This is a genomic window from Enterobacter pseudoroggenkampii (assembly GCF_026420145.1).
GTDB classification, from domain to species: domain Bacteria; phylum Pseudomonadota; class Gammaproteobacteria; order Enterobacterales; family Enterobacteriaceae; genus Enterobacter; species Enterobacter pseudoroggenkampii.
Window position 1 is genome coordinate 1,422,730 of sequence record NZ_JAPMLV010000001.1, and the last position, 26,477, is coordinate 1,449,206.

28 protein-coding genes are annotated in these 26,477 nt (G+C 54.2%); 9 read left to right on the forward strand and 19 right to left on the reverse strand.

Annotated elements, in window-relative coordinates; all coding sequences use genetic code 11:
- Positions 1–32 precede the first annotated feature (32 nt).
- Complete coding sequence (locus OTG14_RS06925) at positions 33–917, reverse strand: MarR family transcriptional regulator (protein ID WP_248164466.1); 885 nt, start codon at positions 915–917, stop codon at positions 33–35.
- A 277-nt stretch (positions 918–1,194) separates the two neighbouring features.
- Between OTG14_RS06925 and OTG14_RS06930 the strand changes: the two genes are divergently transcribed.
- Complete coding sequence (locus OTG14_RS06930; protein WP_148768780.1) at positions 1,195–2,658, forward strand: EAL domain-containing protein; 1,464 nt, start codon at positions 1,195–1,197, stop codon at positions 2,656–2,658.
- A 29-nt stretch (positions 2,659–2,687) separates the two neighbouring features.
- On the opposite strand, the gene OTG14_RS06935 is transcribed toward OTG14_RS06930, so the two are convergent.
- The 6 genes from OTG14_RS06935 to OTG14_RS06960 all read right to left on the reverse strand — a co-directional run bounded on the left by OTG14_RS06935 (position 2,688) and on the right by OTG14_RS06960 (position 6,146).
- Positions 2,688–2,960: an ElaB/YgaM/YqjD family protein gene (locus tag OTG14_RS06935; protein WP_024908392.1), complete on the reverse strand. Its 273-nt coding sequence runs from the start codon at positions 2,958–2,960 to the stop codon at positions 2,688–2,690.
- 142 nt (positions 2,961–3,102) lie between these two features.
- Positions 3,103–3,318, reverse strand: coding sequence for a helix-turn-helix domain-containing protein (locus OTG14_RS06940; RefSeq protein WP_024908393.1), 216 nt, complete (start codon positions 3,316–3,318; stop codon positions 3,103–3,105).
- Between the two features lie 2 nt (positions 3,319–3,320).
- Positions 3,321–3,878, reverse strand: coding sequence for a DUF2975 domain-containing protein (locus OTG14_RS06945; RefSeq protein WP_032645327.1), 558 nt, complete (start codon positions 3,876–3,878; stop codon positions 3,321–3,323).
- A 1-nt stretch (position 3,879) separates the two neighbouring features.
- Entirely contained in the window at positions 3,880–4,227 is a 348-nt protein-coding gene (locus OTG14_RS06950) for a hypothetical protein (protein ID WP_267214792.1), read from the reverse strand.
- On the reverse strand, positions 4,214–5,329 hold the full coding sequence (locus OTG14_RS06955; RefSeq protein ID WP_267214793.1) for a serine hydrolase domain-containing protein: 1,116 nt from the start codon (positions 5,327–5,329) through the stop codon (positions 4,214–4,216). The genes OTG14_RS06950 and OTG14_RS06955 overlap by 14 nt, the downstream gene beginning before the upstream one ends.
- Before the next feature lie 10 nt (positions 5,330–5,339).
- Positions 5,340–6,146, reverse strand: a complete 807-nt coding sequence (locus OTG14_RS06960; RefSeq protein ID WP_267214794.1) for a MipA/OmpV family protein — start codon at positions 6,144–6,146, stop codon at positions 5,340–5,342.
- 214 nt (positions 6,147–6,360) lie between these two features.
- Between OTG14_RS06960 and OTG14_RS06965 the strand changes: the two genes are divergently transcribed.
- Positions 6,361–7,254 carry a LysR family transcriptional regulator gene (locus OTG14_RS06965; protein ID WP_267214795.1) on the forward strand — a complete coding sequence of 298 codons (894 nt, stop codon included), beginning with the start codon at positions 6,361–6,363 and terminating at the stop codon, positions 7,252–7,254.
- 5 nt (positions 7,255–7,259) lie between these two features.
- Here the strand turns inward: OTG14_RS06965 and OTG14_RS06970 are convergent, their stop codons facing one another.
- From OTG14_RS06970 to OTG14_RS06980, 3 genes are all read right to left on the reverse strand, one after another.
- Positions 7,260–7,850, reverse strand: a complete 591-nt coding sequence (locus OTG14_RS06970; protein WP_267214796.1) for a LysE family translocator — start codon at positions 7,848–7,850, stop codon at positions 7,260–7,262.
- A gap of 309 nt (positions 7,851–8,159) precedes the next feature.
- The gene (locus OTG14_RS06975; RefSeq protein WP_267214797.1) at positions 8,160–9,026 is read right to left on the reverse strand and encodes an AraC family transcriptional regulator; all 867 of its coding nucleotides are present in this window, start codon (positions 9,024–9,026) and stop codon (positions 8,160–8,162) included.
- Positions 9,027–9,089: 63 nt separating this feature from the next.
- The gene (locus tag OTG14_RS06980; protein ID WP_267214798.1) at positions 9,090–9,632 is read right to left on the reverse strand and encodes a YqhG/Tai3 family protein; all 543 of its coding nucleotides are present in this window, start codon (positions 9,630–9,632) and stop codon (positions 9,090–9,092) included.
- Positions 9,633–9,865: 233 nt separating this feature from the next.
- On the opposite strand from OTG14_RS06980, the gene OTG14_RS06985 reads away from it, so the two are divergent.
- The 3 genes from OTG14_RS06985 to OTG14_RS06995 all read left to right on the forward strand — a co-directional run bounded on the left by OTG14_RS06985 (position 9,866) and on the right by OTG14_RS06995 (position 13,143).
- On the forward strand, positions 9,866–10,141 hold the full coding sequence (locus tag OTG14_RS06985; protein WP_021242544.1) for a metal/formaldehyde-sensitive transcriptional repressor: 276 nt from the start codon (positions 9,866–9,868) through the stop codon (positions 10,139–10,141).
- Between the two features lie 31 nt (positions 10,142–10,172).
- The gene (locus OTG14_RS06990; RefSeq protein ID WP_021242543.1) at positions 10,173–11,291 is read left to right on the forward strand and encodes an S-(hydroxymethyl)glutathione dehydrogenase/class III alcohol dehydrogenase; all 1,119 of its coding nucleotides are present in this window, start codon (positions 10,173–10,175) and stop codon (positions 11,289–11,291) included.
- A 160-nt stretch (positions 11,292–11,451) separates the two neighbouring features.
- Entirely contained in the window at positions 11,452–13,143 is a 1,692-nt protein-coding gene (locus OTG14_RS06995) for a methyl-accepting chemotaxis protein (protein ID WP_267214799.1), read from the forward strand.
- Between the two features lie 91 nt (positions 13,144–13,234).
- On the opposite strand, the gene OTG14_RS07000 is transcribed toward OTG14_RS06995, so the two are convergent.
- The 4 genes from OTG14_RS07000 to OTG14_RS07015 form a co-directional block, all read right to left on the reverse strand.
- Positions 13,235–15,616 (reverse strand): glucose/quinate/shikimate family membrane-bound PQQ-dependent dehydrogenase, encoded by a 2,382-nt coding sequence (locus OTG14_RS07000; RefSeq protein WP_267214800.1) that lies wholly within the window; start codon positions 15,614–15,616, stop codon positions 13,235–13,237.
- Between the two features lie 258 nt (positions 15,617–15,874).
- Positions 15,875–16,798, reverse strand: coding sequence for a LysR substrate-binding domain-containing protein (locus OTG14_RS07005; protein ID WP_024908406.1), 924 nt, complete (start codon positions 16,796–16,798; stop codon positions 15,875–15,877).
- Positions 16,799–16,979: 181 nt separating this feature from the next.
- On the reverse strand, positions 16,980–17,864 hold the full coding sequence (locus OTG14_RS07010; RefSeq protein ID WP_048991107.1) for an SDR family oxidoreductase: 885 nt from the start codon (positions 17,862–17,864) through the stop codon (positions 16,980–16,982).
- A 64-nt stretch (positions 17,865–17,928) separates the two neighbouring features.
- On the reverse strand, positions 17,929–18,318 hold the full coding sequence (locus OTG14_RS07015) for a YdeI family stress tolerance OB fold protein (protein ID WP_024908408.1): 390 nt from the start codon (positions 18,316–18,318) through the stop codon (positions 17,929–17,931).
- Between the two features lie 138 nt (positions 18,319–18,456).
- Between OTG14_RS07015 and OTG14_RS07020 the strand changes: the two genes are divergently transcribed.
- The 4 genes from OTG14_RS07020 to OTG14_RS07035 are packed head-to-tail and all read left to right on the forward strand — an operon-like array spanning position 18,457 to position 20,950.
- Positions 18,457–18,960: a hypothetical protein gene (locus tag OTG14_RS07020; protein WP_267215195.1), complete on the forward strand. Its 504-nt coding sequence runs from the start codon at positions 18,457–18,459 to the stop codon at positions 18,958–18,960.
- A gap of 9 nt (positions 18,961–18,969) precedes the next feature.
- Positions 18,970–19,416: a DUF421 domain-containing protein gene (locus OTG14_RS07025; protein WP_248272052.1), complete on the forward strand. Its 447-nt coding sequence runs from the start codon at positions 18,970–18,972 to the stop codon at positions 19,414–19,416.
- An 11-nt stretch (positions 19,417–19,427) separates the two neighbouring features.
- On the forward strand, positions 19,428–19,946 hold the full coding sequence (locus OTG14_RS07030; protein ID WP_032647124.1) for a 2-oxo-tetronate isomerase: 519 nt from the start codon (positions 19,428–19,430) through the stop codon (positions 19,944–19,946).
- Between the two features lie 17 nt (positions 19,947–19,963).
- Positions 19,964–20,950: an SDR family oxidoreductase gene (locus OTG14_RS07035; protein WP_267214801.1), complete on the forward strand. Its 987-nt coding sequence runs from the start codon at positions 19,964–19,966 to the stop codon at positions 20,948–20,950.
- Here OTG14_RS07035 and OTG14_RS07040 read toward each other — a convergent pair whose 3' ends face one another.
- The 5 genes from OTG14_RS07040 to OTG14_RS07060 all read right to left on the reverse strand — a co-directional run bounded on the left by OTG14_RS07040 (position 20,951) and on the right by OTG14_RS07060 (position 26,462).
- Entirely contained in the window at positions 20,951–22,576 is a 1,626-nt protein-coding gene (locus tag OTG14_RS07040; protein WP_267214802.1) for an alpha-amylase family protein, read from the reverse strand.
- Between the two features lie 8 nt (positions 22,577–22,584).
- Complete coding sequence (gene cydB, locus OTG14_RS07045) at positions 22,585–23,595, reverse strand: cytochrome d ubiquinol oxidase subunit II (RefSeq protein ID WP_090417003.1); 1,011 nt, start codon at positions 23,593–23,595, stop codon at positions 22,585–22,587.
- Complete coding sequence (locus OTG14_RS07050; RefSeq protein WP_267214803.1) at positions 23,595–24,998, reverse strand: cytochrome ubiquinol oxidase subunit I; 1,404 nt, start codon at positions 24,996–24,998, stop codon at positions 23,595–23,597. The genes cydB and OTG14_RS07050 overlap by 1 nt, the downstream gene beginning before the upstream one ends.
- A gap of 67 nt (positions 24,999–25,065) precedes the next feature.
- Complete coding sequence (locus tag OTG14_RS07055) at positions 25,066–25,938, reverse strand: manganese catalase family protein (protein ID WP_008502274.1); 873 nt, start codon at positions 25,936–25,938, stop codon at positions 25,066–25,068.
- Between the two features lie 17 nt (positions 25,939–25,955).
- The gene (locus OTG14_RS07060) at positions 25,956–26,462 is read right to left on the reverse strand and encodes a ferritin-like domain-containing protein (RefSeq protein WP_014883791.1); all 507 of its coding nucleotides are present in this window, start codon (positions 26,460–26,462) and stop codon (positions 25,956–25,958) included.
- Positions 26,463–26,477 lie beyond the last annotated feature (15 nt).

Consider the following 26,477-nt stretch of genomic DNA (forward strand, 5'->3'; position numbering starts at 1 on the left):
AAGGGCGTTCGGGAGACCGAACGCCTGGAGGATTATACGGTTGACGTCACGTTGTGAGCGTGGCGTCGCTCTTTGGGTACTACGTTGATGTAATGCGTAACATAGGCAAAATATAACCCGGCATAATTTTCGACGAGTTCGATAAACGCCGGGTATATCGATAGCCGACCATCGCCCCGATCTTTCAGGTAGCCTGCCTCCTGAGCCGATTTGATAATCCGGTTGACGTGGATACGCGAAACGAAAAATTCTTTTGCGAGCGCGCTGGCTGAATAGTCGATGATGGCACCATGGGCAGATTTATTTTTCATAGCCTGCAGGTAAAGATAAAGCATAATCATACGTCCGCCATCTTTATCGATAAATAATCCCACTTCAGGCAACACCTTCCTGAACGTTAATCCCCGAAAAAGATATTCTGCCGCGCGGCGGAAGAAGTTATTTCTCAAAATATCATTGTCCAGCAGGTTCACATTAATATTGAATGTCGGGTAAAGAATACTGACGGGCAAAAAAGCGCCGGACATATAGCGCTTAAGTTCATTCAGGCCTTTTTCAGTTGGCGCGATTCTCGTTTTGCGTCGGTCTTCCGTGCAGCGCCAGGTCTTGATACGCCCGGTGGTTCTCAGTATCGTAATGATCGCAATAACGCTGTTGGGACTGGCAATCTTATAGCGAGAACATAAATCTTTAATCTCTGAAACTGACTCCGCCTGATTTCCAAAAATAAAACAACACATAGAGAGGATAATGTTAAATCGTGATTCCTGCAGCATTGTCTTGTAGAAAAGAGGTTGTTTTTTATAGATGGTGTCATTAATTGTGTAGTGCTCTAATATTGCCTCACCGAATCGTGGATTGTTCTTTATAACATCCCTTCGATGTAGCAAGGCCCTGGATGAGATGTGATTATCCATAGCATTTTTCTCGTATTTTAATGAGCCGATAGATGAAGTGTTCAGTCTTCTTTTTCGGAATTCTCATTATACCCTGAGAATGAGATATTTGCCGTTGTTATTTGCAAAGAAAAGTATATTTGCGAACTGGTGATTAACGCAAAGATGTTCCAGTGAATCAGGCTGATAACTGTATCTTACCCTGAGGCTCCAGGATAAAATTACTGTTCTCAACGTGTGCAATAAATTTAATTTATTCACAAATGGAAACGGCGCTTTTGGTGCCCAGGAGCAGGTTATGATCCACAAAGTTTCTCTCAGAAATGGGGCGTGCGATGAACATAAATTTGTCGTTTCAGCCTGCGCGTTCACATTCCAGGGATATCGCGAGATCCTTAGCAGGTACGGAGTACAGGCCACGCATATTCACTTTGAGGGGGATGAGGTCTCTCAACAGGAACTGCAAAATATCCTTATAAATCAGAATACTCATATTGTAGCTTTTCTCGGCAAAGGTATTGTCGATCTTCTGGAGAGCCTGAAGCGACTGGCATCCGTTCTCAATGCACTCCCCGTTATTCGACGCGTCACCCTGTATGGTGACATACCGGATGGCTGGTTGTATCGCACCCTTAGCAGTCTTTTAAATAACCGCTATCAATTGTCATTAATTCGTATAGCCCATGTTTCAGATGTAATAACCTGTTTTCACACCCACCATAACGGGTTTAAGGACCGCTCACGTTTATTACGCGAACGCAGTACGGATATTTCTCCGCATGAAAATATTAAATGGCTTACAAAAAGAGAGATTGATGTATTGTTAAATTTCTACCGCGGCATGTCCGTAAAAGAAATGTGCGATAGAATGGGGCTCTCTAATAAAACGGTTTACACCCACCGCAAGGAAGGTGTGCTGAAATTAAGGTTAATTAAGCAATGGCTACACGATCCGCACAATTTAAAAGCGGAGGGAAGTATTAAACGGCGAAGTCAAAAAACGGAATTTACGGATAAGGAAGCAGAAATCTTCAATGCGTTGCATAACAAAGAGATATTTCCTGCCTATCAAATCATTACCGATCGTGATAAAAAAGGTGTAGGGTTTGAGATACTCATTCGCTGGAATAAGAATGGTAAGATTGTCAAACCAACCGGTTTTCTTACGGATATTTCCAGTTATGAGATATGGCTAAAAATAACGGCGCTAGTCATCCATGCCGCCGTATCAGGAATTAATAAGTATAACGGGAAATACTATTTTTCAGTGAATATCCCGCCTCGTCTGGCTTCCGGCAATGCCTTGCCAGATATGGCGAGAAAAGCCATCGGCATGCTGCTCAAACCGCAGTGGGCCGAAAAGCTGGTCTTTGAATTTGCAGAAGATATTGACGTGACGAAGGACAAAAGGATCCCTGAAACCATGCGGCATTTACGCAATACGGGGTGTCGATTGTTTCTGGATGACTGTTTCTCTAACCACCAAACCATGTTCCCGGTGCGCCAGGTGCATTTTGACGGACTCAAACTGGATCGGGACATTGTCGAGCATTTTGTGGCAAACGACAATGACTATAACTTGATTAAAGCGATACAGATTTATAGCGACATGACCGGGGCAGACTGCATTGCAGAGGGGGTTGATAGTGAAGAGAAATTCGAAAAATTAGTCGCGCTGGGCGTCAAAAACTTTCAGGGTTATTATTTATCGCGTGCTGTGAAAGAAGAAGAGTTAGACCGCATGGTCAGGTTGTTCAGTTAACAAAAAATAAAGCCCCGAAGGGCCTTTTATTATTTTCGACCCAGCAACAGGCCGAGAACAATACCGACCGCACCCGCTGCGACGAGGCCGGTGAGGGGATTATTTCTGACCGCTTCAGTAACATCGGAAACAGCATCGCTGGCCTGCGCGGCATATTTTTTTGCCGCACCTTTTACCTGATGCTTTGGTGAATCAACGAACTCACCAAACTGCTGCTGCGCCGAACCTGCAAGTTCATCAAGTTTATTTTTTGCTTTGTCTTCAGCAAACTGGGTGTTTTTATCAGTACCGATATCAGACATTTTTGCCTCCTTTTGTTGATAATTAAAGGATAGCCGTTCTTTGCGGATGTGAGAGACGAAAGGTTAATTTCAGCACCCAACAGGGTGGTTTTCGGATATATCTCTGTGCGGGGGACTCCCACAGAGAGTGGGGGTTGGCGCGTCATTCCGGGCTGTCCGGCTCCCAGGAGAGGATATCGCCCGGTTGACACTGCAGTGCCTCGCATATTTTCGCCAGCGTATCAAAACGTATCCCTTTCACCTTGCCGGACTTGAGCAGCGACAGGTTTTGCTCAGTGATCCCCACAAAGGCTGCCAGTGCTCTGGACGTCATTTTCTTCTCTACCAGCATTTTGTCCAGATGAACCACGACAGCCATAATTAGATGAACTCCTTATTTTCTTCTTCCGCTTTGATCCCTTCGACCAGGGAGTGAAAGGTTACCAGCAGCAAACCGCCTGTTAATAGCAGAACAAAATCCCCAAGCAAAAGGGTGACCTGGTAGTAATGTCCCGGCCACGCGATCGTCAGCGGGATCAAAAAGCGACAGACCGGCAGTGCGATCCCAAGGCTTAACATCGCGATGGCAATCTTGCGAACGCTGTTTGCCAGAGCCCGGGAGAGGATCTGTTTTTGACGAACCTGCCGGGTGACGCTCATTCCCTGCCAGACAGCAAAGGCAAACAGCCCCGCCGGAAGATAAAGGATCGCCAGCAGGAGTATCTGGCGCAGCGACGAAACCGTTGCAACAGCCAGATCGTCTTTCTGAACCTCGGCGAGCTTTAGCAGAGTGGAAATAAAAAACGACTCGCCGGTGAAATAAATCCATAAAGGGGTGATTAATGCCAGGATGAGAAATAGCGGCAGCACCCCTGCGATGAACACCAGACTGAGTTTACCCCTCGCACCATTCACATCGAACCTTCCTGAGTGTTTCATATTATTTTAAGACCAGCACGCACAAGCATGACATAAGCATTAGCGCGATGGCAATCTTACCGCCGTTCAGCCAGTTAGCGGCGCGTTTCATCCAGGGTTTTGGCCACACATGATAGACGCAAAAGGCGAGATAAGACGCCTGAATCACCCAGGTGAGCATTCTGAACAGGTAGCCTGAACTGCTCAGATGGGTGATGGTCTGCATCATTTCCATGCAATAAAGAATGAGCCCAACGGTCAGCATTGTGTTCATCAGCCGAAGTTTATACTGCGCGGCCCACGTTCCGCGCCCAAACAGCAGGGCCGAAACAAAGGTCAGTATCGCCCAGAGAATATCAATCCAGTTCATGATGCGCCTCTGCTGTATGAGATGACTGGGTTAATAGCAGCCGCATGGCCGGGACAACCACCGGCCACGCGGTGTCGGAGAGGATCACCACGGCGCTTTTACGCTGTCGGTCGAAGGCGATAGCGGAAGCGAACCCCGACGATTCACCATCATGCCAGGTGATATCGCGCCCCTGAATGCGTGTGGTGAACCAGCCATAGCCCACGCGTGAATCGGGATCGTCAGTTGCAAACTGCGGCGTCATTGCGTCGCGCCATGCGAGCTGTCCTGCCAGCAGCGACTGAGCGTAATGGGCCATGTCGACAATGGTTGAACGCACGCCTCCGGCAGGGGTAAATGCGTGCATTATCCACGGCGCTTCGCTCAGGCCGGAAGCGGATCGACCCCGGCTGAACGTGGAAGAGGCGGGCGTTGTATCACTGGCGACGACAGAACCTGTCATGTGCGCCTGAGCGAATACGCGCGTTTGCAGGAGGTCAGCAAAAGATTGATGCGATGCACGCGCCAGCGCCAGTCCCAGCAGCGCATAACCGGTGTTGGAATAGTCAAATCCGGCCGGGCGTTCGACGCTGGCTTTATTCACCATGTCTATTAATGTCTCCTCATCGAAGTCCCAGAAATTGTCACGCAGGATGATGGACTTAATAACCTGAACTTTCTCGGGTAACGACGTCGCCAGCGGCGGCAGGCCGGAGCGATGTGAAGCCAACTGCGCCAGGGTAATATCGCTCGCCGGGCCTGCGATCTCCGGAATAAGTTCACCGACGCGGGTTTGCGGAGTCGCCTCGCCGCGTCGCTGCGCCTCAATCAACAGGCTGCTGGTCATGGTTTTGGTCAGGCTGGCGATTTCATACTGTTTTGTAAAATCGCTGTCCCACAGGGCGTACTGCACGCCTTTTGGCGTGATAAGTGCGACGGCAACGCTGCCACGCGCCCCGCTGAGGAGTGGCGTCAGGAACGAGACGATGGTTGCATCACCCGTCTGGCGCGGGGACGGCGTGCTGACGCCCGGCTGCAGGTAGATGCCTGTGGCAATCAGCGACACAAAAACCACCCCTGCGGCTAACACTCGCCTGCGGCTGTATACATACTGTTTATTCATGGTCTGCGCCTCAGAACTCGTACTGGATCATTGATGACAGGGTGTACTGCATGCGGCTGTTAACCAGCGGGCTTTTACCCGCTTCATCAAGCAGGCAGGCTGCGCGACCGGTCACCCCAGCCGCCAGATTTTCACTGATGTGCCAGACCAGTTCGCTATCGACTCCAGCTTCCTGTAAACCCGAAGATGGGGAATACGCCTCAAACCCGGTGCGCTGAGACTGGTTCGCGGTGACGCCATAATGGCGCTGCTGATAGCCGCTGTTCGCCCAGGTGATGTCACCTGCGACCGAAAATTCGACGTCCTGCCCGCGCCAGAGGGTGGACTTTACGCCGCTGTTCACGGTCCTCGCCAGCTGCTGCGTCTCGCCACCGTACCGGTGTTTTTGCGTTGCACTTAACGCGCGCAGCCATATCGTCCAGTCCTCGCGTTGATAACGCATTTCCGCGCCCGCCATCAGCATGTCGGCCATATCACCCATTCCCTGGAGATCACGGTTTTTTCGAGAGGAGAAGGGATAGTTAACCGTCTCTTTTCGCCCCTCATCAGAGGCCAGCAGCAGGCTCACGGCAAACGGGGCGTCGGGGTGATATGTCCATGCCAGCCCCTCCGTGGAGAGATCCCATTGCCCCCAGTCTTTACTCTTCAGACTCAGGCCGCCCTTCAGTAGCGGTCCGGGTGCGTAATGCCGCGATCCCGAATAAACGGGACTGACCGCGACGCCCAGACCCGCGTAACCGGACAGCTCCGCACCGTGTAAGGGGGCGCAAAGCGCGATCCCCGCGAGCAAAACGCCATACAGCAGACTTCTTTTCATTCGATGCCTCTCCAGGCAAAAAGTAAGTTGAAGTGCGTGCAGGCTAGCCTGGAGTTTATCGTTTAACAATAAACATTTATTGTTTTACACTAAAATTGGTAGAGCGATAAAGCTCTCACTACAAAAAGAGATGCGACCGGGGAGGAAAGTACGATATCGTAACTCTATGATTGAATGAGGAGTTCGCAGGAACGCCGTTGCAACAGGACGATAAATGATTGATGACATCCGTTATCTGATAGTGTTTGCAAAGATTGCTGAAGCTGGATCCATTTCAGGTGGGGCAGAAGCGTTAGGGCTTACAACCGCAACGGCAAGCACGCATTTATCAAAGCTGGAAAAAAATCTTGGCTGCGCGCTGCTCTACAGAAACACCCGCAAACTTTCTCTGACTCACGATGGCGCAAATTTGCTGGAAACGGCCAAATCGATGCTGGCGCTGTATGAGCAAGGGGTTATTGAATTTAAGCAGCGTTCGATATCAACGGCGAATAAGCTTACTGTTTCACTTCCTGCCGTTTTTTTAAAGAGTGCGTTTACACGGCATCTGGCCGATTTTATAAAGCGACATCCGGGCATTGTACTGAATATCTCTTACAGTGATACGCGCAGAGATATTATTGCTGACGGTATTGATGTTGCATTTAGAATCGGCGAACTTCCGGACAGTTCACTGAAAGCACGCCATCTTTTTGTGCTGCCGCGCCAGGTCGTTGCTTCCCGGGAATTGCTCAGCCATTACCCGACGATTACGCATCCTTATGACCTGGCGCAACTGCCATGGATTGGACTCAATATGCGGCAGAATAGCCGGGAATTTCGCCATAAAAATGGGGAAGTGGCGGTCGTAACGTATACGCCTGGCGTGTATGTAGATAATGTCGAAGCCGCTTATGCGCTTGCCAGGCAACAAATTGGTCTCGCAGCACCTCCCCGTTATTTAAGCGAAGAGGACGTTAAGCGTGGAGACATGCAGGAAATACTCCCTGACTGGTCATTAGAACCGCTGAAAGTCTATGCCGTATGGCCTTCTAATATGTCGACCAGCAGTATTGCCTACAAATTGATTAACGATATTTATAACGCGATTGAGTTTCACTCGTTATAAAGGGTTTAAAATGCTAAAGCGAGCATGTAACACGCCGTAATAAGCAACAGTCCGCCCATCAACACGTTAAACGTACGGATCTGCTGTGTGCTCCTGAGCAGCACCGACACCCTTGCTCCCATTAATGCCCATGCGGATAGCGACAGGTAACAGACTAAAAAATAGACCGTTACAAAGACGAATGCTGTCGCAGGGTTTGAGGGTTCGGAAAACATCGCTGCCCCTGAGGCGCACGCGGTCCATGCCTTAGGGTTGATCCATTGCATGACAAAACCCTGAGCAAAACCAGGAGAATCTGTTTTTGTTAATGATATATCGGGACGGGATGACGCTATCTTATAGCCCAGATACATTATAAATAAAGAACCGACAATATTAAGGTAACGGAAAAACAAAGGGTGTTTTTCGATTGCAGCGTAAAAACCGAAACAAATAAAGATAAGTAATAACGTAAACCCTATTGTTGCACCGGAGACAAATGAGAAGGTCTTTCTAAAACCGTGAGCGGCCCCAGACGATATAATTACCATATTAACGGGGCCAGGGGAAAATGAAAGCGTCAGTGAAAATATAAACATTGTGAAAATGAACAGCATTTTATCTCCGCGTGTTGGCTTATCTGCATTAGAGGTGCTGCGACAATTAAGTCGCGACTTTAATTCGTCATGTTTCTGAATACTAGCTGGGAACATACGTCAGAGTAAGTGTCATTTATCTAAAGGTGTGTTTGATTTTTTGCACAGATCGCGCAGTTGCGGGGTAGCGCCTGCCACAAGCAATCGGCAGGCGCGGGTGGCCCATAAGTAACGGATCCTAATATAATTTATGTAATGCGTGTGGTTCCTGAGTCAGGCATATAACAGCGCTTGTGATAAAACGGAAATAAGGTGGTAAACAAGGGATCGTCAATTTAACGGCAGGTAGATATCCGTTTGCAGCGTATGTTCTGGCACCTCGTGAATAAAGTTGAGGTAGTGGAAAAATACCGGGGCATCGCGCAGCGTTTCGCCGCTGGCTGGCAGCCAGTCGCGAAACATCGCCCACACCGTGGCGGAAATGGTATCCAGAGAACCCGTGTGACGGCCGACGGCGTAACGTCCGCCGTCGATTTCACCATTGGAAACCCCAAATTCATTCTCTGGTATGGCTTCAGCGATACTGCCGCAGATATCGAAACGAAAGGCGTCTGCTGGCGTGGTTGCCGGGTCATCCCAGGCAATGCCAAACGTGCTGCTTTTGTGCACTGGCGATAAGCCCGTGGTTTTACGCCAGGCGATAAATTTCGCCGCGCTGTCATTAACCCGATCCGGGCTGCCACGGTGCTGCAGCATTGCCACTCGGGTCTGTGGGAAATCGACAATCTTAACTTCCATCGTTTTTTGCTCCTGAAAGGTCATTTTCGGTACGCGCTGGTGCCAGTTCAGCCAGTCCGGCTGTTGCCGAAACTGACGCGGGCTTTTTCCAAACGCATTTCTGAAGGCGCGACTGAACGATTCAGGGCTCTGGAACCCGGCATTGAGCGCAATATCAATCACCTTATCCTGAGGGTTAAACGCCAGTCGCCAGGAAGCATGACGCAGGCGTAGCCACTGGATATAGCGATACAGAGGCTGACCGCTAAATGCCAGAAACTGCCGGTGAAAATGATAAGGCGAACAGCAGGCTAACGCGCTGAGCTTCTCCAGCGTGAGCGGTTCATCGAGATGGCGGGCGATATAGTCGCACACCATCGTGAAACGCTCGCGGTAAGCCGTTTTGATTGCATCGTTCATTGCATCCTCCTGATGACCCACTTTGCCTCACCGAACGGCCAGAATCCTGACCGATCTTGCTAATTATGGAGAAGTTATACTGGCCGCATACCGTTGTGCGGCAGCAATCGCCCTGTCGTCAAAAATATACTGTTCGAAATGATGGCTCGCATCGGTGACGCGATAAATTTTCCATTTACCGTCTTCTATGCGCAGATACACTTTTAGCTGCAGTTTCCGCTCATTACCCACACCCAACTGAACGTTAACAACTTTCCCGGACGCAGAGTTAATCGCATTGCTTACGCTTAGGTCAGGGATCCACTCAGCCGCATAGTCCTGCGTATAGGTAAAATAGTCGGAACCGATAATTTCTTGTTCATAGAGAGAGGAAATTTTCTGCAGTCGGGAGAGTGTGTCTTGCGCAATATAGTCACGCATTTTTGGTGAATCGAGATTATCTTCTTTGCTGTCTGTAACGAAAGCAGTGAGGTAAAACTTGTAAAAGTCATGAGTACGTTTTTCCGGCGCATCCATTTGTGTTGAACATCCCGTAAGAAACAGGCACATCAAGAGAACGTTGCGCATCAAAGCATGTCCCGCCGCTGTATGTTTGTTCCATGCCATATGTTAACTCCTGTTGTATATGAAAACGTCACTAAACAACGAGAGTGAGCATCCGTTTAGGCAATAAATGTTATTGAAAAACAATATATTTTAGTCGCTTATACCTTTCTGTACTTTATCTGCACGGGTGATGAGTTCCTGAAGGTGTGTTATTGCTATCGCATCCAAAAATGGAAGGTTTACATCGCCGGATAACTAAAATACCATACCCCCCTATAGTATCAGGAGGGCGTATGCCGCATTCACCCGAAGATAAAAAACGTATTCTTACCCGCGTCCGTCGCATTCGGGGACAGGTTGATGCCCTTGAACGCGCGCTGGAGTCGGGCGACCCCTGTCTGGCCATCCTGCAGCAAATTGCCGCCGTGCGCGGGGCTGCCAATGGCCTGATGGGCGAAATGGTTGAAATTCACCTCAAAGACGAGCTGGTAGCGGGGGAAACCACGCCGGATCAGCGAGCCGTACGCATGGCTGAAGTCGGCCATTTGCTGCGCTCTTATCTAAAATAAACCCACACACCTGACAAAAAGGGAAGACATGATGAAATCTCGCGCTGCAGTTGCATTTGGTCCCGGCCAGCCGCTGAAAATCGTTGAAATCGACGTGGCACCGCCAAAGAAAGGCGAAGTGCTGATCAAAATCACCCATACCGGCGTGTGCCATACCGATGCGTTTACGCTGTCGGGGGACGATCCTGAAGGCGTCTTCCCGGCGGTACTCGGCCATGAAGGCGGCGGGATTGTGGTGGAAGTGGGTGAGGGCGTGACCAGCCTGAAGCCGGGGGATCACGTGATCCCGCTGTACACGGCGGAATGCGGCGAGTGTAAGTTCTGTAAATCCGGCAAGACCAACCTCTGCCAGGCGGTGCGCGCCACCCAGGGGAAAGGGCTGATGCCGGACGGCACAACCCGTTTCTCTTATAACGGCGAGCCTGTTTATCACTACATGGGCACCAGCACCTTCAGCGAATACACCGTTTGCGCGGAGATCTCGCTGGCGAAGGTAAACCCGCAGGCGCCGCTGGATAAAGTCTGCCTGCTGGGCTGCGGCGTGACCACCGGTATTGGCGCGGTGCATAACACGGCAAAGGTCAAAGAGGGCGATACCGTGGCGGTGTTCGGTCTCGGCGGCATTGGTCTGGCGGTGATTCAGGGCGCGGTGCAGGCGAAGGCCGGTCGTATCATCGCGGTCGACACCAACCCGGAGAAATTCAGGCTGGCGGGTGAAATGGGCGCGACCGATTTCGTGAACCCGAAAGATCACGAGAAGCCGATTCAGGACGTCATCGTCGAGATGACCGACGGCGGCGTGGACTTCAGCTTCGAGTGTATCGGCAACGTCAACGTGATGCGTTCCGCGCTGGAGTGCTGCCACAAAGGCTGGGGCGAGAGCATCATCATTGGCGTGGCCGGAGCGGGTCAGGAGATTAAAACCCGTCCATTCCAGCTGGTCACCGGGCGCGTATGGCGCGGTTCCGCGTTTGGCGGCGTGAAGGGGCGTACCCAGCTTCCGGGTATGGTTGAAGATGCCATGGTCGGCAAGATTCAGCTCGATCCGTTCATTACCCATCGCTTACCGCTGGAGCAGATCAACGAGGCGTTTGATCTGATGCACGAAGGAAAATCCATCCGTACCGTTATCCATTTTGGCGACAAGTAACTCTTCTGCCAGCGGTTTTTCGCCGCTGGCGTTTCTTTAATAATCTTCTCTAAAGTGTGACCAGTGCGGCGTTTTTAGCCGTAATCTTAATCTGTGCCGTGCCGATGACTATTTAACAGGCGTGTTTTTACGCATCTTACCTACAAGAGAGTCGACGGTCATGGACAACACTACTTCGATGCTGGCGCAGCGCAAGCTGAGCTTCTTGCATCACATCAGGCTGGTTCCGCTGTTTTCCTCCATTCTCGGTGGCATTATTCTTCTGTTTGCCTTGAGCTCGGGTCTGGCGGGTTATTTCCTGCTGCAGGCCGATCGCGATCAGCAGGATGTCACATCCGAAATTCAGGTGCGTATGGGGCTGTCGAACAGCTCAAACCATCTGCGAACCGCGCGTATCAACCTGATCCACGCCGGTGCGGCAAGCCGTATCGCGGAGATGGATGCCATGAAGCAGAACATCAGCGAGGCGGAAACGCGCATTAAGCAGTCCCAGGAGAGCTTTACCGCCTATATGAATCGTGCCGTGCGCACCGCTGAGGGTGAAGCGCTGGAAGCGGATCTCAAGGCGCGGTACGACGCCTATATCGCGGGCATGCAGCCGATGGTGAAATTTGCCAAAAACGGCATGTTTGAAGCGATCATCAACCACGAAAACGAAACGGCGCGCCCGCTGGATGACGCTTACAACGCCGTTCTGCTGAAGGCGATTAAGATCCGTACCGACCGTGCCAATGCGCTGACGACGCAGGCGCACAGCCGCACGCAGCTGGGCCTGATGTTTATGGTGGGCGCGTTTGTGCTGGCGCTGGTGCTGACGGCCATGACCTTTGTCGTGCTGCGCCGCACGGTAATCAATCCGCTGCAGCGCGCAGCGAAACGTATCGAGAATATCGCCAAAGGCGACCTGACCATGCCGGACGATGTGGTCGGGCGCAGCGAAATTGGCCGCCTGGCGCGCGATCTGCAAACCATGCAGCACTCGCTTGAAAATACCGTGGGCACCGTACGTCAGGGGGCGGAGGAGATCTACCGCGGCACCAGCGAGATTTCAGCCGGTAACACCGATCTCTCTTCGCGCACTGAGCAGCAGGCTGCGGCTATTGAGCAGACCGCCGCGAGCATGGAACAGCTGACCGCGACGGTGAAGCAGAACGCCGATAACGCCCATCATGCCAGCAAGCTGGCGGAAGATGCCTCCGGTAAAGCCAGCCGCGGCGGCCAGATGGTCTCCGGCGTGGTCAAAACCATGGGCAATATCTCCAGCAGCTCGAAGAAGATCTCTGAGATTACCGCAGTGATTAACAGCATTGCGTTCCAGACCAATATCCTGGCGCTTAACGCGGCGGTAGAAGCGGCACGTGCGGGTGAACAGGGGCGCGGATTTGCCGTGGTGGCAAGTGAAGTGCGCACTCTGGCAAGCCGCAGTGCGAATGCCGCAAAAGAGATCGAAAGCCTGATTAACGAATCGGTATCGCTGATCGACCAGGGCTCCGGCGAGGTTGTTGCCGCCGGTAACACCATGAATGAAATCGTCGAAGCGGTGAAACGCGTCACCGACATCATGCTTGAAATCGCCGCGGCGTCCGATGAGCAGAGCCGCGGTATCGTCCAGGTGAGCCAGGCGATTTCGGAGATGGATAAAGTGACCCAGCAGAACGCCTCGCTGGTGGAAGAAGCCTCCGCTGCGGCGGCGTCTCTGGAAGAACAGGGCGCGCGTCTGACCGAGGCGGTCGGTGCGTTTAGGTTGAACGGTGCAAAGTCGGGACGCGCGGTCATCTCTGCACCAGTGGCGAAGAACGCACCGCTGCGCCCGGCGGCGGCAGTTTCCGGGGATAACTGGGAGACGTTCTGAGTGGCGTGTTGTGTCGGGTGGCGGCTTCGCCTTACCCGACCTACAGAATCTGACCTACAAAAAAGGGACCTTTCGGTCCCTTTTTCACATCTTATTTCTTATCGGGTAACGCGTACGCGATAACGTAATCACCGCGATCCGGCGACTGGCGGGCGCCACCGGCGTTAATGATGATGTACTGCTTACCGGTTTTCGGCGACACGTAGGTCATCGGGCCGGACTGGCTGCCAACCGGCAGGCGGTCTTTCCAGATCTCTTTCCCTGTGGCGGTATCAAACGCGCGCAGGTAGAAATCCTGGGTACCGGCAAAGAACAGCAGACCGGACTGGGTAGAGAGCGACGCGCCCAGGGTCGGCATACCGATTGGGATTGGCATGTGCATGCGAATGCCCAGCGGGCCGGTATCTTCCACCGTGCCGACAGGAACCTGCCACACCAGCTTGCCGGTTTTCAGGTCAACGGCTGACATGGTGCCAAACGGCGGCTTCTGGCACGGAATGCCCAGCGGTGACAGGAAGCGTTCACGCATCGCGCCGAACGGCGTGCCGTCCATTGGAACAATCCCCATCTCGATGCCGCTGGCGTTTTTCGCTACGTTCGCGCGCGGCACCATATAGTTTGCCAGACCCAGGCGCATATCGTTGACGAACATCAGGCTGTTGTTCGGGTCAACGGAGACGCTGCCCCAGTTCATCCCACCGAGTGAGCCAGGGAACTGCAGGGAACGATCGAGACCAGGCGGGGTAAAGACGCCCTGATGACGCATCTCTTTAAACTGAATGCGGCACAGCAGCAGGTCAACAGGCGTCGCGCCCCACATGTCGGATTCGGTCAGCGTCTGGTTGCCAATCATCGGCATGCCAACGGAATACGGCTGGGTTGGGGAGTAGCGTTCACCCTCAACGTTACCCGCCGGAACGGGGCGTTCTTCCACCTTCGCCACCGGCTTACCGGTTTCGCGGTTAAGCATGAAGATCATGCCCTGCTTGCTGGTCTGCACCAGCACAGGCGTGGTGCCGCCTTTACCGTCTGGCAGATCGTACAGCAGCGGCTGGGAAGGCAGGTCGAAGTCCCAGAGATCGTGGTGGGTGGTCTGGAAATGCCAGCGGACCTGGCCGGTGGCCGCGTCGACGGCGACGATGGAGGAGCTGTACTTATCGTCCAGCGCGGTACGCTCACCCGCCCAGAAATCCGGGGTGGCGTTGCCGGTTGGCAAATAAATCAGATTGAGTTTTGCATCATAAGACATGGCTGACCAGACGTTCGGCGTGCCGCGGGTGTAGGTCTGGCCTTCCGGCGGCAGGCCGGTCAGGTTCGGATTACCCGGATCCCACGCCCAGGCCAGCTTACCGGTGTGGACGTCGTAGGCGCGCACCACGCCCGGCGGTTCTCCGGTAGAGTAGTTATCCGCGACGCGACCGCCGACCACAACAACGTTCCCGGCAACCAGCGGCGTGGAGGTCTGCTGATAATACCCGGGCTTGATCTCGCCCATGCCGACGCTCAGATCCACGGTGCCATGGTCGCCAAAGTCTTCGCAGACCTTGCCGTTATCCGCATTGATGGCAATCAGACGGGCATCGGTGGTGGGCAGGAACAGGCGACGAGGGCATGCCGCTGGTGATGTCCCTGTCTGTGACGCTGTCACGTTTGCATGATCTTCAAAGTAGCCCAGACCGCGGCAGCGCTGCCAGTTCGGTGCGGTGGCTTTGGAATCATAACGCCATTTTTCTTTACCGGAATCCACGTCCAGCGCCAGCACTTTGCTGTATGGGGTACAGACATACAGCGTGTCGCCAATCTGCAGAGGCGTGTTCTGATCCTCCGCGCCCGAGCCGTTGCTCTGCGGAATATCGCCGGTATGCGCAACCCACGCGACCTTCAGCGAGCTGACGTTTTGCTTGTTAATCTGGTCCAGCGCGGCGAAACGGTCGCCGTGGGTTGTGTTGCCCCAGTGTTCCCAGTTCTTTTGCTGCTCGCCGGGTGCGACGGGTTTCACCGGCACGGGTTCGTTCGCTGCCACGAGGGTTTGCGGCTTAAACATCCAGCCCAGGCTGACCAGCATGGCCAGCGCGAGCACGGCCGCGACGCCAAAAGCGGGTGCCTTGTTCGCGGCGCTGCGGTTCGCAGCACGCAGGAAAGGCCAGACGATGGCGCAGAGGAAGGCCAGAACGGCAAAGGTAAACAGGCGAGAGAACAGCGGCCAGAAATCCCAGCCCGCATCGCTTACCGCCCAGAACAGCGAGGCAATAAATGCGATGCTGTAAAGCACGATCCCGCTGGCGCGGTTGAGGAAAATCAGGATCGCGGCAATCACCATCACCACGCCCATGATCAGGAAGTATCCACTTCCGCCTACGGTGGCGAGCTTAAAGCCCAACCCGCCGACCGCCAGACCGATGAGCATCATCAGTCCGGCAAGAAGCCACTGCAGAATACGAGGTATCCCACGCGGCGCGCTGCCAAATGCCATGTCTTTCTCCTTTCGATCCCCCCGCAGCGTCGGGTATGTACCAGTTGGGTAATAATTGCGGGAAGAATAATGATTAATACGAGTGAATTCGGTTTTATAAAATGATTTGCGAACCATTTGGTGAATTCGCCGTTATGATAAAACTGTTAAATTGTTTTACGCAATTGTTAATGAATTATTCCGCATTAATTGATTAACGCACGGGCTAGTCTCCTCTCCCATAAGGGGAGAGGGTTAGGGTGAGGGGTAAAAAAGGTGTTATACCGGCATTGATTTACGGATAGCGCTCAGCAGCGTCTGTGCGCCCGTGGAAAGGGGGGTATCCACCCTGGTCAAAATGCCGATGGGTTCGCCGGCTCCAGGGGAGGTAATCGGCAGGGCGATCAGCGTTCCCTGGCGTAAATCATCTTTTACCGCGCCGGAGGGGACGAACCAGACGTAGTCATAATCCAGGGTGAGCTGGCGTGAAAGCGAGGCCGACAGCGTTTCGATACACCCTGAAGGGAGCGTACATCCCTGCATCTGCAGCAAGGATTCGGCGGTCTGGCGGGGGACGGTCCCTTTCGGGCACACCACTACCGGCCACTCCATAACGCGGCTTAGCGTCACCGTGTCCTGCAGCAGGGGATGATTGGGACGAACCACCAGCTTCAGGGACTCCAGGAACAGCAGTTCGTAATTGAGACCGCCCATCAGTTCAGGGTCGGACATGCGACCGATTCCGATATCCAGCTCGCCCGATTTCAGCCCCGCGAGCAGCATGGTGTTATTCATGGTGGCTACCTGAATTGTGGTATGCCGCTGCTGCTTGTGGAACTGGCCGATAACCGGCGGAAGAATACCCAGCGCTGCGGTAGGCAAGGCGCCCACGCGTACCACCTCACTGGATTGCGCTTCTTTTCGATGCAGGGACTGGCCCGCGGTATTGAGCGCATCCAGCACTTTTACGGCGTGCGTAAGGAACTGTTCGCCCACGATGGTAAGCTGTGCGCCCAGCCGCCCGCGGTCAAAAAGACGGGCACCGGTCAGCTGTTCCAGCTCGTTGAGGGTTTTCGAGAGCGCAGGCTGGCTCAGGTTAAGAGTTTCAGCCGCACGCCCCAGCGTTCCCTGTTGAGCGACGGCCACAAATGTATGCAAATGGCGCAAGCGTATGCGCTGACTGAACAGACCATTTTTTTCCATAGGCGATGTTAAAAACAGAGCGATGCGGGTGACAAGTTAAGTTGTTTAATTTTGATAACCTGATAGCAAAATATTTTTAACATTTGATCTGTTTGAGTTACAACATGTTTTTCGGCAGGGGAATAAGAGCGAACGTCCTTGTTCATTTATTGCTCATTACTGAGGGGAAAGGGTTAAGCGGTTAGATCACGCCGTCACCGCCGTCAGAACACCACACCTGGCCGGACGTAAATGAACATTCATCCGAGGCCAGCGTAACGTACAGCGGGGCAATCTCGACGGGCTGACCTGGACGCCCCAGCGGTGTATCTCCGCCAAACTCCTTCACTTTTTCCATCGGCTGCCCGCCGCTGGACTGCAGTACCGTCCAGTAAGGCCCAGGGGCAACCGCGTTGACGCGAATGCCTTTTGGACCCAGCTGTTTGGCTAAGGATTTGGTAAATACCGCCAGACAGGCTTTCGTCTGGGCGTAGTCCAGCAAAACGGGGCTGGGCTTCACCGCCTGAACGGAGGAGGTATTAATGATAACGGAGGAGGCTTTCAGGTGGCGCAGGGCCGCTTTGGTGATCCAGAAAGGGGCATAGACGTTGGTTTTAAACGTCGCGTCAAAATCCTCGGTGGTCAGGTCTTCAAGCGATTCACGGAACTGCTGACGCCCCGCGTTATTGACCAGAATGTCCAGCCCGCCCAGTTTCGACACGGCTTCTTCGACCAGATTCTGACAGAAGGTTTCGTCCCGGACATCCCCAGGCAGCGCGACGGCCTTGCGACCTTCCGCTTCGATCAGGTCGATGACCTCAGAGGCATCTTTTTCTTCTTCAGGCAGATAGTTGATGGCAACGTCAGCGCCTTCACGGGCATAGGCGATAGCCACCGCGCGACCAATACCGGAGTCTCCGCCGGTAATCAGCGCTTTTTTGCCGGCAAGGCGGCCATGTCCTTTATAGCTTTTTTCCCCGTGGTCGGGGACAGGCTGCATTTCGGATGCCAGTCCCGGCGGCGTTTGCGGCTGTTCCGGGAACGGGGGCTGCGGGTAAGCGTTCGTACGTTGTTTGGTATCACTCATAGCTGACTCCTTAAGCCAAGGGGTGAGATTTGATGGATAACTGCAGCGTTAACGCTTCGCTGAATTATTTTTGCAAACGATCAACACGGACGACGGCAGGAGATGATTTTTTATCAAGCGAACCGTTGATACTGATCATCTGGTCGGGTTTTACCGTTCTGCCGTCGAAAACTGCCTGGGGAATAATAACGTCGATTTTTCCGGTTTTATCCTGAAATACAAACTTATCGCCGCTACCATCAATAAGATTACCGCGTAATGAAATTGTCGCACCGTCGTGCATTTGTTTTGCCTGATCGATGGTCATAATACGCGCATCGTCGGTTCCGCGATATCCGCTATCAAGCGCGTGCGGTGGCGGCGGGGCTTCACCTTTTTGTAACCCGCCGTTATTATCAGCCCATGCGGTTGGAACCAGAAATATCAATAAAGCGGAAATAAGTGATAATTTCATCCGATATCCTTCATTTTGGGTGTCTTGACTTATTAAGTATTGTTGCTATTCCTTTATGTGGCAAATGTGATAAGTCCTAAAAACATTCGCGTGAAAAATCAAACTTATCGGATAATAAGCGAAACGGTGACGATGACCATGAGGCGTGAAAATGAAAAGTTACCCGGGATAGATGAGCGTTATCGTTTGCTGGCGTTTGAATACGCGTTTCGTCAGGTCGGTTTTATTGTTCTGTTGGCTATTATCGTCGCGGCGATTGCCGGTCTGTTTTCCAGCGGAATGGTCAGCGACACGGTCAAAATGAATTCCGCTAAATCACTGACCATAAACTATGAACGCTTTGGACGGCGGGAGACAGAGACGCGAATGGAGCTGGCGTTCCCGGTGCAGACAGAGGGAAAGTATGTCCTCAGCATGACCAGCGAGAGCAGCGAGGTTTACGAGCCTGGCAGCGTCTGGCCGCAGCCTGACAGCATGTTCAGCCGAGGGAAGACCCTCTATTTTGTCTATAACAATCTGAAAAAGTCAGACAGCTTCACTGTGTTACTCTTCACGACACCTTCCAGAGCCGGTAAATGGAACACAGTCATCCGCGTCAACAGCGAGCCGGAGATTAACATCTGGCAATTCATTTACCCGTAGGAGGCTGATATGGATATGGTCTTTCGCGCGCTGGCGATTTATCTGTTCCTCATGGTGGTATTTAAAGTGGCCGGACGTCGCGCGCTGTTGCAGATGACCAGCTTTGATCTCATTCTGCTCCTGATAATTAGTGAAGCTACTCAGCAGGCGCTTCTCGGACAAGATTTCTCCGTCACCGGCGCGATGATTACCATTACCACGCTGGTGGTGGTAGATATTATATTCGGACTGATGAAGAAATATTTTTCCCCGGTTGAGAATATTCTGGATGGCACTCCCGTGATTCTGGTTGAGAAAGGCGTGCCGTTAGCCGACAAACTGAAAAAAGTGGATGTCTCCTGCGATGATATTCTGGTGTCAGCCCGGCAAAATAATGGCATTACAGAAATAAGTGATATTAAATATGCCATACTTGAACGCAATGGACATATTTCGATCATTCCTTTCGAGAAATAAGAGGCGGAAAGATGAGCAATCTTTTTCACGACAACAATTATACCGTGGGTGAACTAACAAAAAAGCTGGCAAGCAAATTAACCGATCTCGGACTTCGCTTAACCACAGCGGAATCCTGCACGGGCGGCAAGCTCTCGGTGGCGCTTTGCGCAGAGGAAAACACCGCCGAATTTTATGACGTCGGCCTGGTCGTGTTCAGCGATGAAGCCAAGACGCGGATCCTCGGCGTGCGCCCTGAAACGCTCGCGCGCTATACCGCCGTCAGTGAACAGACGGTGACCGAGATGGCTGCCAGTATTCGCGACATCGCCCAGGCGGATATCAGCATCGCCATCAGCGGCTACGCAGGCCCGGAAGGGGGCGACGACGGCACGGCGGCGGGGACGGTCTGTTTTGCGTGGAACATCCGCGGCGAGACGAAGACTCGCACCGTGCTTTTCTCCGGTGACTGTCAGGACGTGGTGGAAAAAGCGGTGCATTTCTCGCTGGCCGAGCTGCTGGCAGCATTGTCGGACGGGCATAACGGTTGATTTCACGTGGAGGTTCTATGGCGGTCATAGTGATTACCGGTGGGACGGCGGGTGTAGGAAAAGCCACGGCGCTGCACTTTGCAAAGGCAGGTTACGATGTCGGGCTCATCGCCCGCGATGAGGCAAGCCTGCACTCCACCCAGGAAGAGTTGCGCCGCTTCGGCGTGAATGCGCACGCCGTGCAGGCTGACGTCGCCGACAGTCAGGCGATGGTGGATGCGGCTAACGAAATTGAGTATCGCCTCGGCGCAATTGATGTCTGGGTGAACAACGCCATGGGGGCCGTGCTGGCACCGTTTCGCACCCTTACGCCGGACGAGTTTCGTCGCGTGACTGAGGTGACGTACCTCGGCTACGTGAACGGCACCCGCGCCGCTCTCGAACTGATGATTCCGCGCGACAGGGGCGTGATTATCCAGGTGGGGTCCGCGCTGGCCTACCGTTCCATTCCATTGCAGTCAGCCTATTGTGGTGCCAAAGCGGCGATCCGCGGGTTTACCGATGCGGTGCGTACGGAACTGATGCATGAGAACAGCCGGGTTCAGCTTTCGATGGTGCAGATGCCTGGGCTCAATACTCCGCAGTTCGAATGGGCGAGGAACAAGTTCGCCTGGGCGATGCGGCCGGTGCCGCCGGTCTTTGAGCCTGAGGTGGCCGCCAGCGCTATCTTCAGGGTGGCGCAAAAACCGGTTCGCGAGCTGTGGGTAGGCAGCAGCACCATTCAGTCGATTGTCGGGCAGTTTCTCTTCCCGGGTTTTCTGGACCGGCTGATGGTCAGGAAAGCCTGGGAAGGCCAGATGACCGACGACCTCAATGCGCCGGATCGCCGGGACTACCTCGACCAGCCGGTTAACGATCTGCATAAAATCCATGGCCGCTTTACCGACGAGGCGAAAACCCGCGCGCCGTCCGTTACCTCCGGCATGCCGGGTAAAGTGGCGCTGGGCGCCCTCGCGGTGGCAGGGATAGTGCTGACGCGTCTGATAACCCGCCGGAAACCGTAATCAGCGCAGCGCGCTACGGTGCGTCCAGAACCAGCGATAGCCGTAGCCGCCAAGGCTGAGCTCAACGGTTTTGCCGCAAATCAGCGCGTCATCGTAGCGCTTGTCCTCGAGACAGGAGGTCCAGGTGGCGTTGCGGATCCCTTTTGCCGTGAACTGCACCGGCTGGTCGCTAAAGTTGACGAAGGTCAGGATGCTGCGCTCGTCGGTCTCGTAATAGATCCCCAGCACTGCGTCATTATCGATTGTGATAAGTCGAAAAGGCGCAACGGCAATTTCGGGGAACTCCGAGCGGGTATTGGCAATATCGATTATCCGGTGCAGGAGCGAGTTGTGGTGAAGCAGCGAATCGGCGACGTTGACTTTCTGATAGCGGTAAGGGCCATGGTCGATAATCGGGGCGATAAATTTTTCAGGGTCGGCCGCGGAGAAACCGCCCCCTTGTGACCCCGCCCACTGCATCGGGGTGCGAACGGCGTAGCGCTCCTCCAGCTCCAGGTCGTCACCCATACCTATCTCGTCGCCGTAGCGCATCACCGGGACACCCGGCAGGGAAAACAGCACCGCGTGACAGAACGCCAGCCGCTTCCGATCGCCATTAAGCATCGGCGCCAGGCGGCGGCGGATCCCGCGCTGATAGACGTTCATCTCCTCATCAGGGGCGAAGGTATCGAGTACAAACTGTTTGTCTTTCTGGCTGATGCCTTCCAGATCCAGTTCGTCGTGATTGCGCAGCCAGTTGGCAAAACAGCAGGCGTCAGGCGGGACGATCATCTTCTTCACCGCGTTGCGCAGCGGGCGGGCGCTTTTGCGGGCCAGGCTGACGTAGAAATACTTGTTGAGCCAGAAATTCAGCACCAGATTCAGGCGGTCATTATTGCCAAAGTAGTCCTGATAGGCCTCTACCTCGACGTCCACCTCACCCAGCAGGATTGCGTCCGGATTCCGCTGTTCGATAAGACGGCGCATATGCTCGAGGATCCACAGGCCCTTTTTTTCATCACCGTTTCCCGCCTGCGTGGTCAGGTGGGAGGCGGCATCGAGACGAAATCCCGACACGCCCAGCTTGAGCCAGAAGAGGATGATATTCTCAATCTCTTTCAGCACCGCGGGCGAGGTGAGGTTCAGATCCGGCTCGTGGCGATAAAACATGTGCCGGTAGTATTGTCCCGCCTCGTCGTCCCAGCTCCAGATGCTCTTCTCCACGCCGGGGAACATGGGGGGCGTATCGTCCTCGTCGTTATCCGACCAGAGGTAATAATCACGATAGGGTGACGCCGGGTTGCGGCGCGCCTGCTGGAACCAGGGATGTGCGTCCGACGTGTGCTGGATCAGCAGCTCGATAATGACCTGCATGCCCAGCTCGCGGGCCTGTTCGATAAAGGCGATGATATCGGCCAGCTTTCCGAAGCGGGGGTCCACCTGAAGATGGTCGCTGACGTCATAGCCTTCATCGAGAAAAGGGGTCAGGTAAAACGGGGTGATCCAGATGACCGTCGCCCCCATCCGGCGAATGTAGCGCAGCTTGGCCGCGATCCCGGCGATGTCCCCGCAGCCATCGCCGTTCAAATCATAAAATAGCGCGGTATCAATCTGATAAATAATGGCTCGTGTATGCCAGTCCGTCATAGCGTTCCTCAGTGATAGCCTTCAGTATCCGAAACTTTTCCCCGAAAGACGTAGTAGCTCCAGGCGGTGTACACCAGGATCACCGGAATAATCAGTAATGTTCCTATCAGCATAAACAGCTGGCTGGCAGGCGGGGCTGCGGCTTCCCACAGGGTGATGCGCGGCGGAATAATGTTCGGCCAGAGGCTGATGCCCAGCCCGCTAAACCCGAGGAAAATAAGCCCCAGCGTCAGCAGGAAAGGGCGAGAGTGGCTGTCCGGATTGCGGGTCAGGCGCCAGATCAGCACGCTGAAAAGCCCGACCAGCAGAGGAACAGGCAGGAACCAGAAGAAGTTGGGCAAGGTAAACCAGCGGTCGGCCACGTACTGCCAGCCGAGCGGCGTCCAGATGCTGACTACCGCGATAACCACCATCAGGGCCAGCAGCACGTGGCGGGTTAGCTCGCGCATGCGGACCTGCAGCGCGCCTTCGCTTTTCATAATGAGCCAGGTGGTGCCCAGCAGCGTGTAGGCGACGACCAGTCCGATGCCGCAGAAGAGGTTGAAGGGGGTGAGCCAGTCCAGCGCAGAGCCGACAAAACGTCGGCCTTCCACGTCAAAGCCGTTGATCACGGCCCCCACCACCACGCCCTGGCTGAAGGTGGCAAGCAGGGAACCGCCGGCAAAGGAGTAGTCCCAGAATTTGCGGTGCGACGGCGTGGCTTTGAAGCGGAACTCGAAGGCGACGCCGCGAAAGATGAGACCGATCAGCATCGCGGTGAGGGGGATCGTCAGCGCATCAATAATGACCGCATAGGCCAGCGGAAACGCGCCGAACAGCCCCGCGCCGCCGAGTACCAGCCAGGTCTCGTTGCCGTCCCAGACGGGCGCCACGCTGTTGACCATCACATCGCGCTCTTTCGCATCGCCCACGAAGTTAAACAGCAGGCCAATGCCCAGATCGAAGCCATCCATAATGATGTACATCAGCGTGGCAAACACGATGATGGCAAACCAAATCACTGAGATATCGACGCCCATCAGATTCTCTCCTCTTCCGGAACAGACTCAGCGGCAGACAGCGGACGGGCAGGCGTGCCCGAGGTGTTTGACGTCAGCGTATCGACGGGCTGAGGTCCTTTCTTAATCAGCCGGATGAGATAAACATAGCCCACGCCAAACACGGATGAGTAGACGACGAAGAACGCCAGCAGGCTGATGCTCATCTGTAGGGTACTGTGCAGCGATACCGCGTCGATGGTGCGCAGGTAGCCATAGACGACCCACGGCTGACGGCCCACTTCGGTTGTCACCCAGCCGGCAAGCAGCGCCAGCAGCCCGGCAGGCCCCATGCAGAGGGCAAACCACTGGAACGGACGCGAGTGGTAAAGTCGATGGCGATAGCGTAGCCAGAGGCTGACCAGACCAAGGGTAATCATCAGCAGTCCCATCCCGACCATCACGCGGAACGACCAGAAAACGATGGTCGAGTTTGGGCGATCCTCTTTCGGGAAGTCTTTCAGCGCCGGGACCTGCTTGTCCAGACTGTGCGTCAGGATCAGGCTGCCGAGCGCGGGGATTTCCAGGCCGTATTTGGTGCGCTCTTCCTCCATATCCGGCAGACCAAACAGCAGCAGCGGGGTGGCTTCACCGGGGGGATTTTCCCAGTGACCCTCAATCGCGGCAATTTTTGCCGGCTGATGTTCAAGCGTGTTAAGGCCGTGCATATCGCCCACCACCGCCTGAATGGGTGCGACCAGTAGCGCCATCCACATCGCCATCGAAAACATGGTGCGGACGGCAGGCGTATCGTTACCGCGCAGCAGATGCCATGCCCCCGATGCCCCGACAAACAGCGCGCTGCTGAGAAACGCGGCGATAGCCATATGGATAAGGCGGTAGGGGAAGGAGGGGTTAAAGATGATGGCCAGCCAGTCCTGCGGGATCACCTGCCCGTTTTCGATAGTGAAACCCTGCGGCGTATGCATCCAGCTGTTGGAGGCGAGGATCCAGAAGGTCGACATCAGCGTGCCGAGCGCTACCATGCAGGTTGAAAAGAAGTGCAGGCCGGGACCGACCTTATTCCAGCCGAACATCATGACGCCGAGGAAACCGGCCTCCAGGAAGAAGGCGGTTAAGACCTCATAGGTCAGAAGCGGGCCGGTAATACTGCCCGCGAACTGGGAGAACCCGCTCCAGTTGGTGCCAAACTGATACGCCATCACCAGCCCGGAAACGACGCCCATGCCGAAGTTAACGGCAAATATCTTGAGCCAGAAATGGTATAGCGATCGCCAGACGTCGTTTTTGGTGCGCAGCCACATGCCCTCCAGCACCACCAGATAGCTGGCGAGACCGATGGTGATCGCGGGAAACAGGATGTGGAACGAGACGGTAAAAGCGAACTGAATTCTGGCCAGATGAAATGCATCGAGTTCGAACATGGTCCGTACCTCTGAGACGATGGGGCACGCGAATTGCCGGGCAGTTCAGGCCTGCCCGGCAAACCGATTACGGTTTAGTCTTACCGGCACCCAGCTCGGCACCGGTCAGCGGGTCGGAATGTGGATCGGATTTCGTGCGGGCAGACATCGCCTTGACCAGGGTTGCCTGCTCGGTTGTGAGCGTGACGCTGGCACTGCCATCGCCGCCATCCACCGCAGGCTGGGGGGACTCAACGTAATCGAAGTGTTTATCGCTGTTCCAGCTTCCGCGAACCTCTCCACCTTCAGACATATTGTAGTACTTGTTGGTGAATTCCTCGATTGGCGGCAGTTTCCCCGGTGGGAAGTTATTACGGATGGACTGCAGAGCCTTCTCAAAGGAGAGCTGATGCGCCGCCTCACGCGTCATCAGAAACGCCAGCGCGTCCTTTACGCCGGGATCGTCGGTCACGTTGATCAGCCGTTCATAGATGATTTTCGCTCTGGCCTCGGCCGCCACGTTTGAGCGCAGGTCCGCCGTCGGCTCCCCGATGGTATCGACGTAGGCCGCGGTCCAGGGTACGCCCGCAGAGTTAGTGAGCGGGGTACCGCCGCCATAGAGCAGGGAGGTGATGTGGCTGTCATTCCCGTTTTCGGTCATGGAGCGATACAGCTCGGCCTCATTTTCCACCCCTTCCGCCAGCGCGCCCTTGGCACCTTTATTCAGCATTCCGACCAGGGTACCGATGATTTCGAGGTGGCTTAACTCCTCGGTGGCGATATCCATCAGCATATCCTTGCGGCCCGGATCGTCATCGCTCAACCCTTGCGTAAAGTAGCGGCAGGCGGCGGCCAGTTCGCCCTGCGGCCCGCCAAACTGTTCCAGTAAAAGGTTGGCAAGGCCGGGGTTGGGTTCGGCGACGCGAACCGTGTATTGCAGCTGTTTGACGTGTCGAAACATAGGCACTCTCCTGTGGATTATTTTTTCGCTTCGACACCCGATGCGTCTGAGCGCAGCAGGAACTGTTCCGTCGTTTGCGGGATATGGCGAATCAGCCAGTCGGCCATTTCGCGCTCTTCTGCGAGGATCGTCTCAATAGCGGGTATCGAAGCGGTGTCCCCGGCTTTTTTGGCCGCTGCCAGCAGGGAGGTATAGCAGGCGATTTCAAACTGTTCGAAAACATATCCGCTGATCGAGCCCTTCACGATTTCGTCTGAAGGGAACATGCCGCCGATGGATTGCCCCAGCGCCGCCATTTTGCTCATCGAGTCTTTTAAGACCGAACGAGAAATATCATTACGGTCGAGGATTTCCTCCAGCAATGTGATTTGCCGTTTTGTCTCATTAATATGCTGTTCAATTCTGGCGCGAACATCAGGATAATTATCGATACGGCTGGCCATGGATTCCAGCATAGATTCGGCTTGCTTTTCCATCGCATGGGCATCGCGTAGCCAGTCATGGTAGTGTTCTACGTGATTCATCATTGTATCCTCATT

Coding starts and splice junctions, on each gene's coding strand:
- OTG14_RS06925 (WP_248164466.1), bottom strand. CDS start 917: ATGGATAATCACATCTCATCCAGGGCCTTGCTACATCGAAGGGATGTT.
- OTG14_RS06930 (WP_148768780.1), top strand. CDS start 1,195: ATGATCCACAAAGTTTCTCTCAGAAATGGGGCGTGCGATGAACATAAA.
- OTG14_RS06935 (WP_024908392.1), bottom strand. CDS start 2,960: ATGTCTGATATCGGTACTGATAAAAACACCCAGTTTGCTGAAGACAAA.
- OTG14_RS06940 (WP_024908393.1), bottom strand. CDS start 3,318: ATGGCTGTCGTGGTTCATCTGGACAAAATGCTGGTAGAGAAGAAAATG.
- OTG14_RS06945 (WP_032645327.1), bottom strand. CDS start 3,878: ATGAAACACTCAGGAAGGTTCGATGTGAATGGTGCGAGGGGTAAACTC.
- OTG14_RS06950 (WP_267214792.1), bottom strand. CDS start 4,227: ATGAACTGGATTGATATTCTCTGGGCGATACTGACCTTTGTTTCGGCC.
- OTG14_RS06955 (WP_267214793.1), bottom strand. CDS start 5,329: ATGAATAAACAGTATGTATACAGCCGCAGGCGAGTGTTAGCCGCAGGG.
- OTG14_RS06960 (WP_267214794.1), bottom strand. CDS start 6,146: ATGAAAAGAAGTCTGCTGTATGGCGTTTTGCTCGCGGGGATCGCGCTT.
- OTG14_RS06965 (WP_267214795.1), top strand. CDS start 6,361: ATGATTGATGACATCCGTTATCTGATAGTGTTTGCAAAGATTGCTGAA.
- OTG14_RS06970 (WP_267214796.1), bottom strand. CDS start 7,850: ATGCTGTTCATTTTCACAATGTTTATATTTTCACTGACGCTTTCATTT.
- OTG14_RS06975 (WP_267214797.1), bottom strand. CDS start 9,026: ATGAACGATGCAATCAAAACGGCTTACCGCGAGCGTTTCACGATGGTG.
- OTG14_RS06980 (WP_267214798.1), bottom strand. CDS start 9,632: ATGGCATGGAACAAACATACAGCGGCGGGACATGCTTTGATGCGCAAC.
- OTG14_RS06985 (WP_021242544.1), top strand. CDS start 9,866: ATGCCGCATTCACCCGAAGATAAAAAACGTATTCTTACCCGCGTCCGT.
- OTG14_RS06990 (WP_021242543.1), top strand. CDS start 10,173: ATGAAATCTCGCGCTGCAGTTGCATTTGGTCCCGGCCAGCCGCTGAAA.
- OTG14_RS06995 (WP_267214799.1), top strand. CDS start 11,452: ATGGACAACACTACTTCGATGCTGGCGCAGCGCAAGCTGAGCTTCTTG.
- OTG14_RS07000 (WP_267214800.1), bottom strand. CDS start 15,616: ATGGCATTTGGCAGCGCGCCGCGTGGGATACCTCGTATTCTGCAGTGG.
- OTG14_RS07005 (WP_024908406.1), bottom strand. CDS start 16,798: ATGGAAAAAAATGGTCTGTTCAGTCAGCGCATACGCTTGCGCCATTTG.
- OTG14_RS07010 (WP_048991107.1), bottom strand. CDS start 17,864: ATGAGTGATACCAAACAACGTACGAACGCTTACCCGCAGCCCCCGTTC.
- OTG14_RS07015 (WP_024908408.1), bottom strand. CDS start 18,318: ATGAAATTATCACTTATTTCCGCTTTATTGATATTTCTGGTTCCAACC.
- OTG14_RS07020 (WP_267215195.1), top strand. CDS start 18,457: ATGAGGCGTGAAAATGAAAAGTTACCCGGGATAGATGAGCGTTATCGT.
- OTG14_RS07025 (WP_248272052.1), top strand. CDS start 18,970: ATGGATATGGTCTTTCGCGCGCTGGCGATTTATCTGTTCCTCATGGTG.
- OTG14_RS07030 (WP_032647124.1), top strand. CDS start 19,428: ATGAGCAATCTTTTTCACGACAACAATTATACCGTGGGTGAACTAACA.
- OTG14_RS07035 (WP_267214801.1), top strand. CDS start 19,964: ATGGCGGTCATAGTGATTACCGGTGGGACGGCGGGTGTAGGAAAAGCC.
- OTG14_RS07040 (WP_267214802.1), bottom strand. CDS start 22,576: ATGACGGACTGGCATACACGAGCCATTATTTATCAGATTGATACCGCG.
- cydB (WP_090417003.1), bottom strand. CDS start 23,595: ATGGGCGTCGATATCTCAGTGATTTGGTTTGCCATCATCGTGTTTGCC.
- OTG14_RS07050 (WP_267214803.1), bottom strand. CDS start 24,998: ATGTTCGAACTCGATGCATTTCATCTGGCCAGAATTCAGTTCGCTTTT.
- OTG14_RS07055 (WP_008502274.1), bottom strand. CDS start 25,938: ATGTTTCGACACGTCAAACAGCTGCAATACACGGTTCGCGTCGCCGAA.
- OTG14_RS07060 (WP_014883791.1), bottom strand. CDS start 26,462: ATGAATCACGTAGAACACTACCATGACTGGCTACGCGATGCCCATGCG.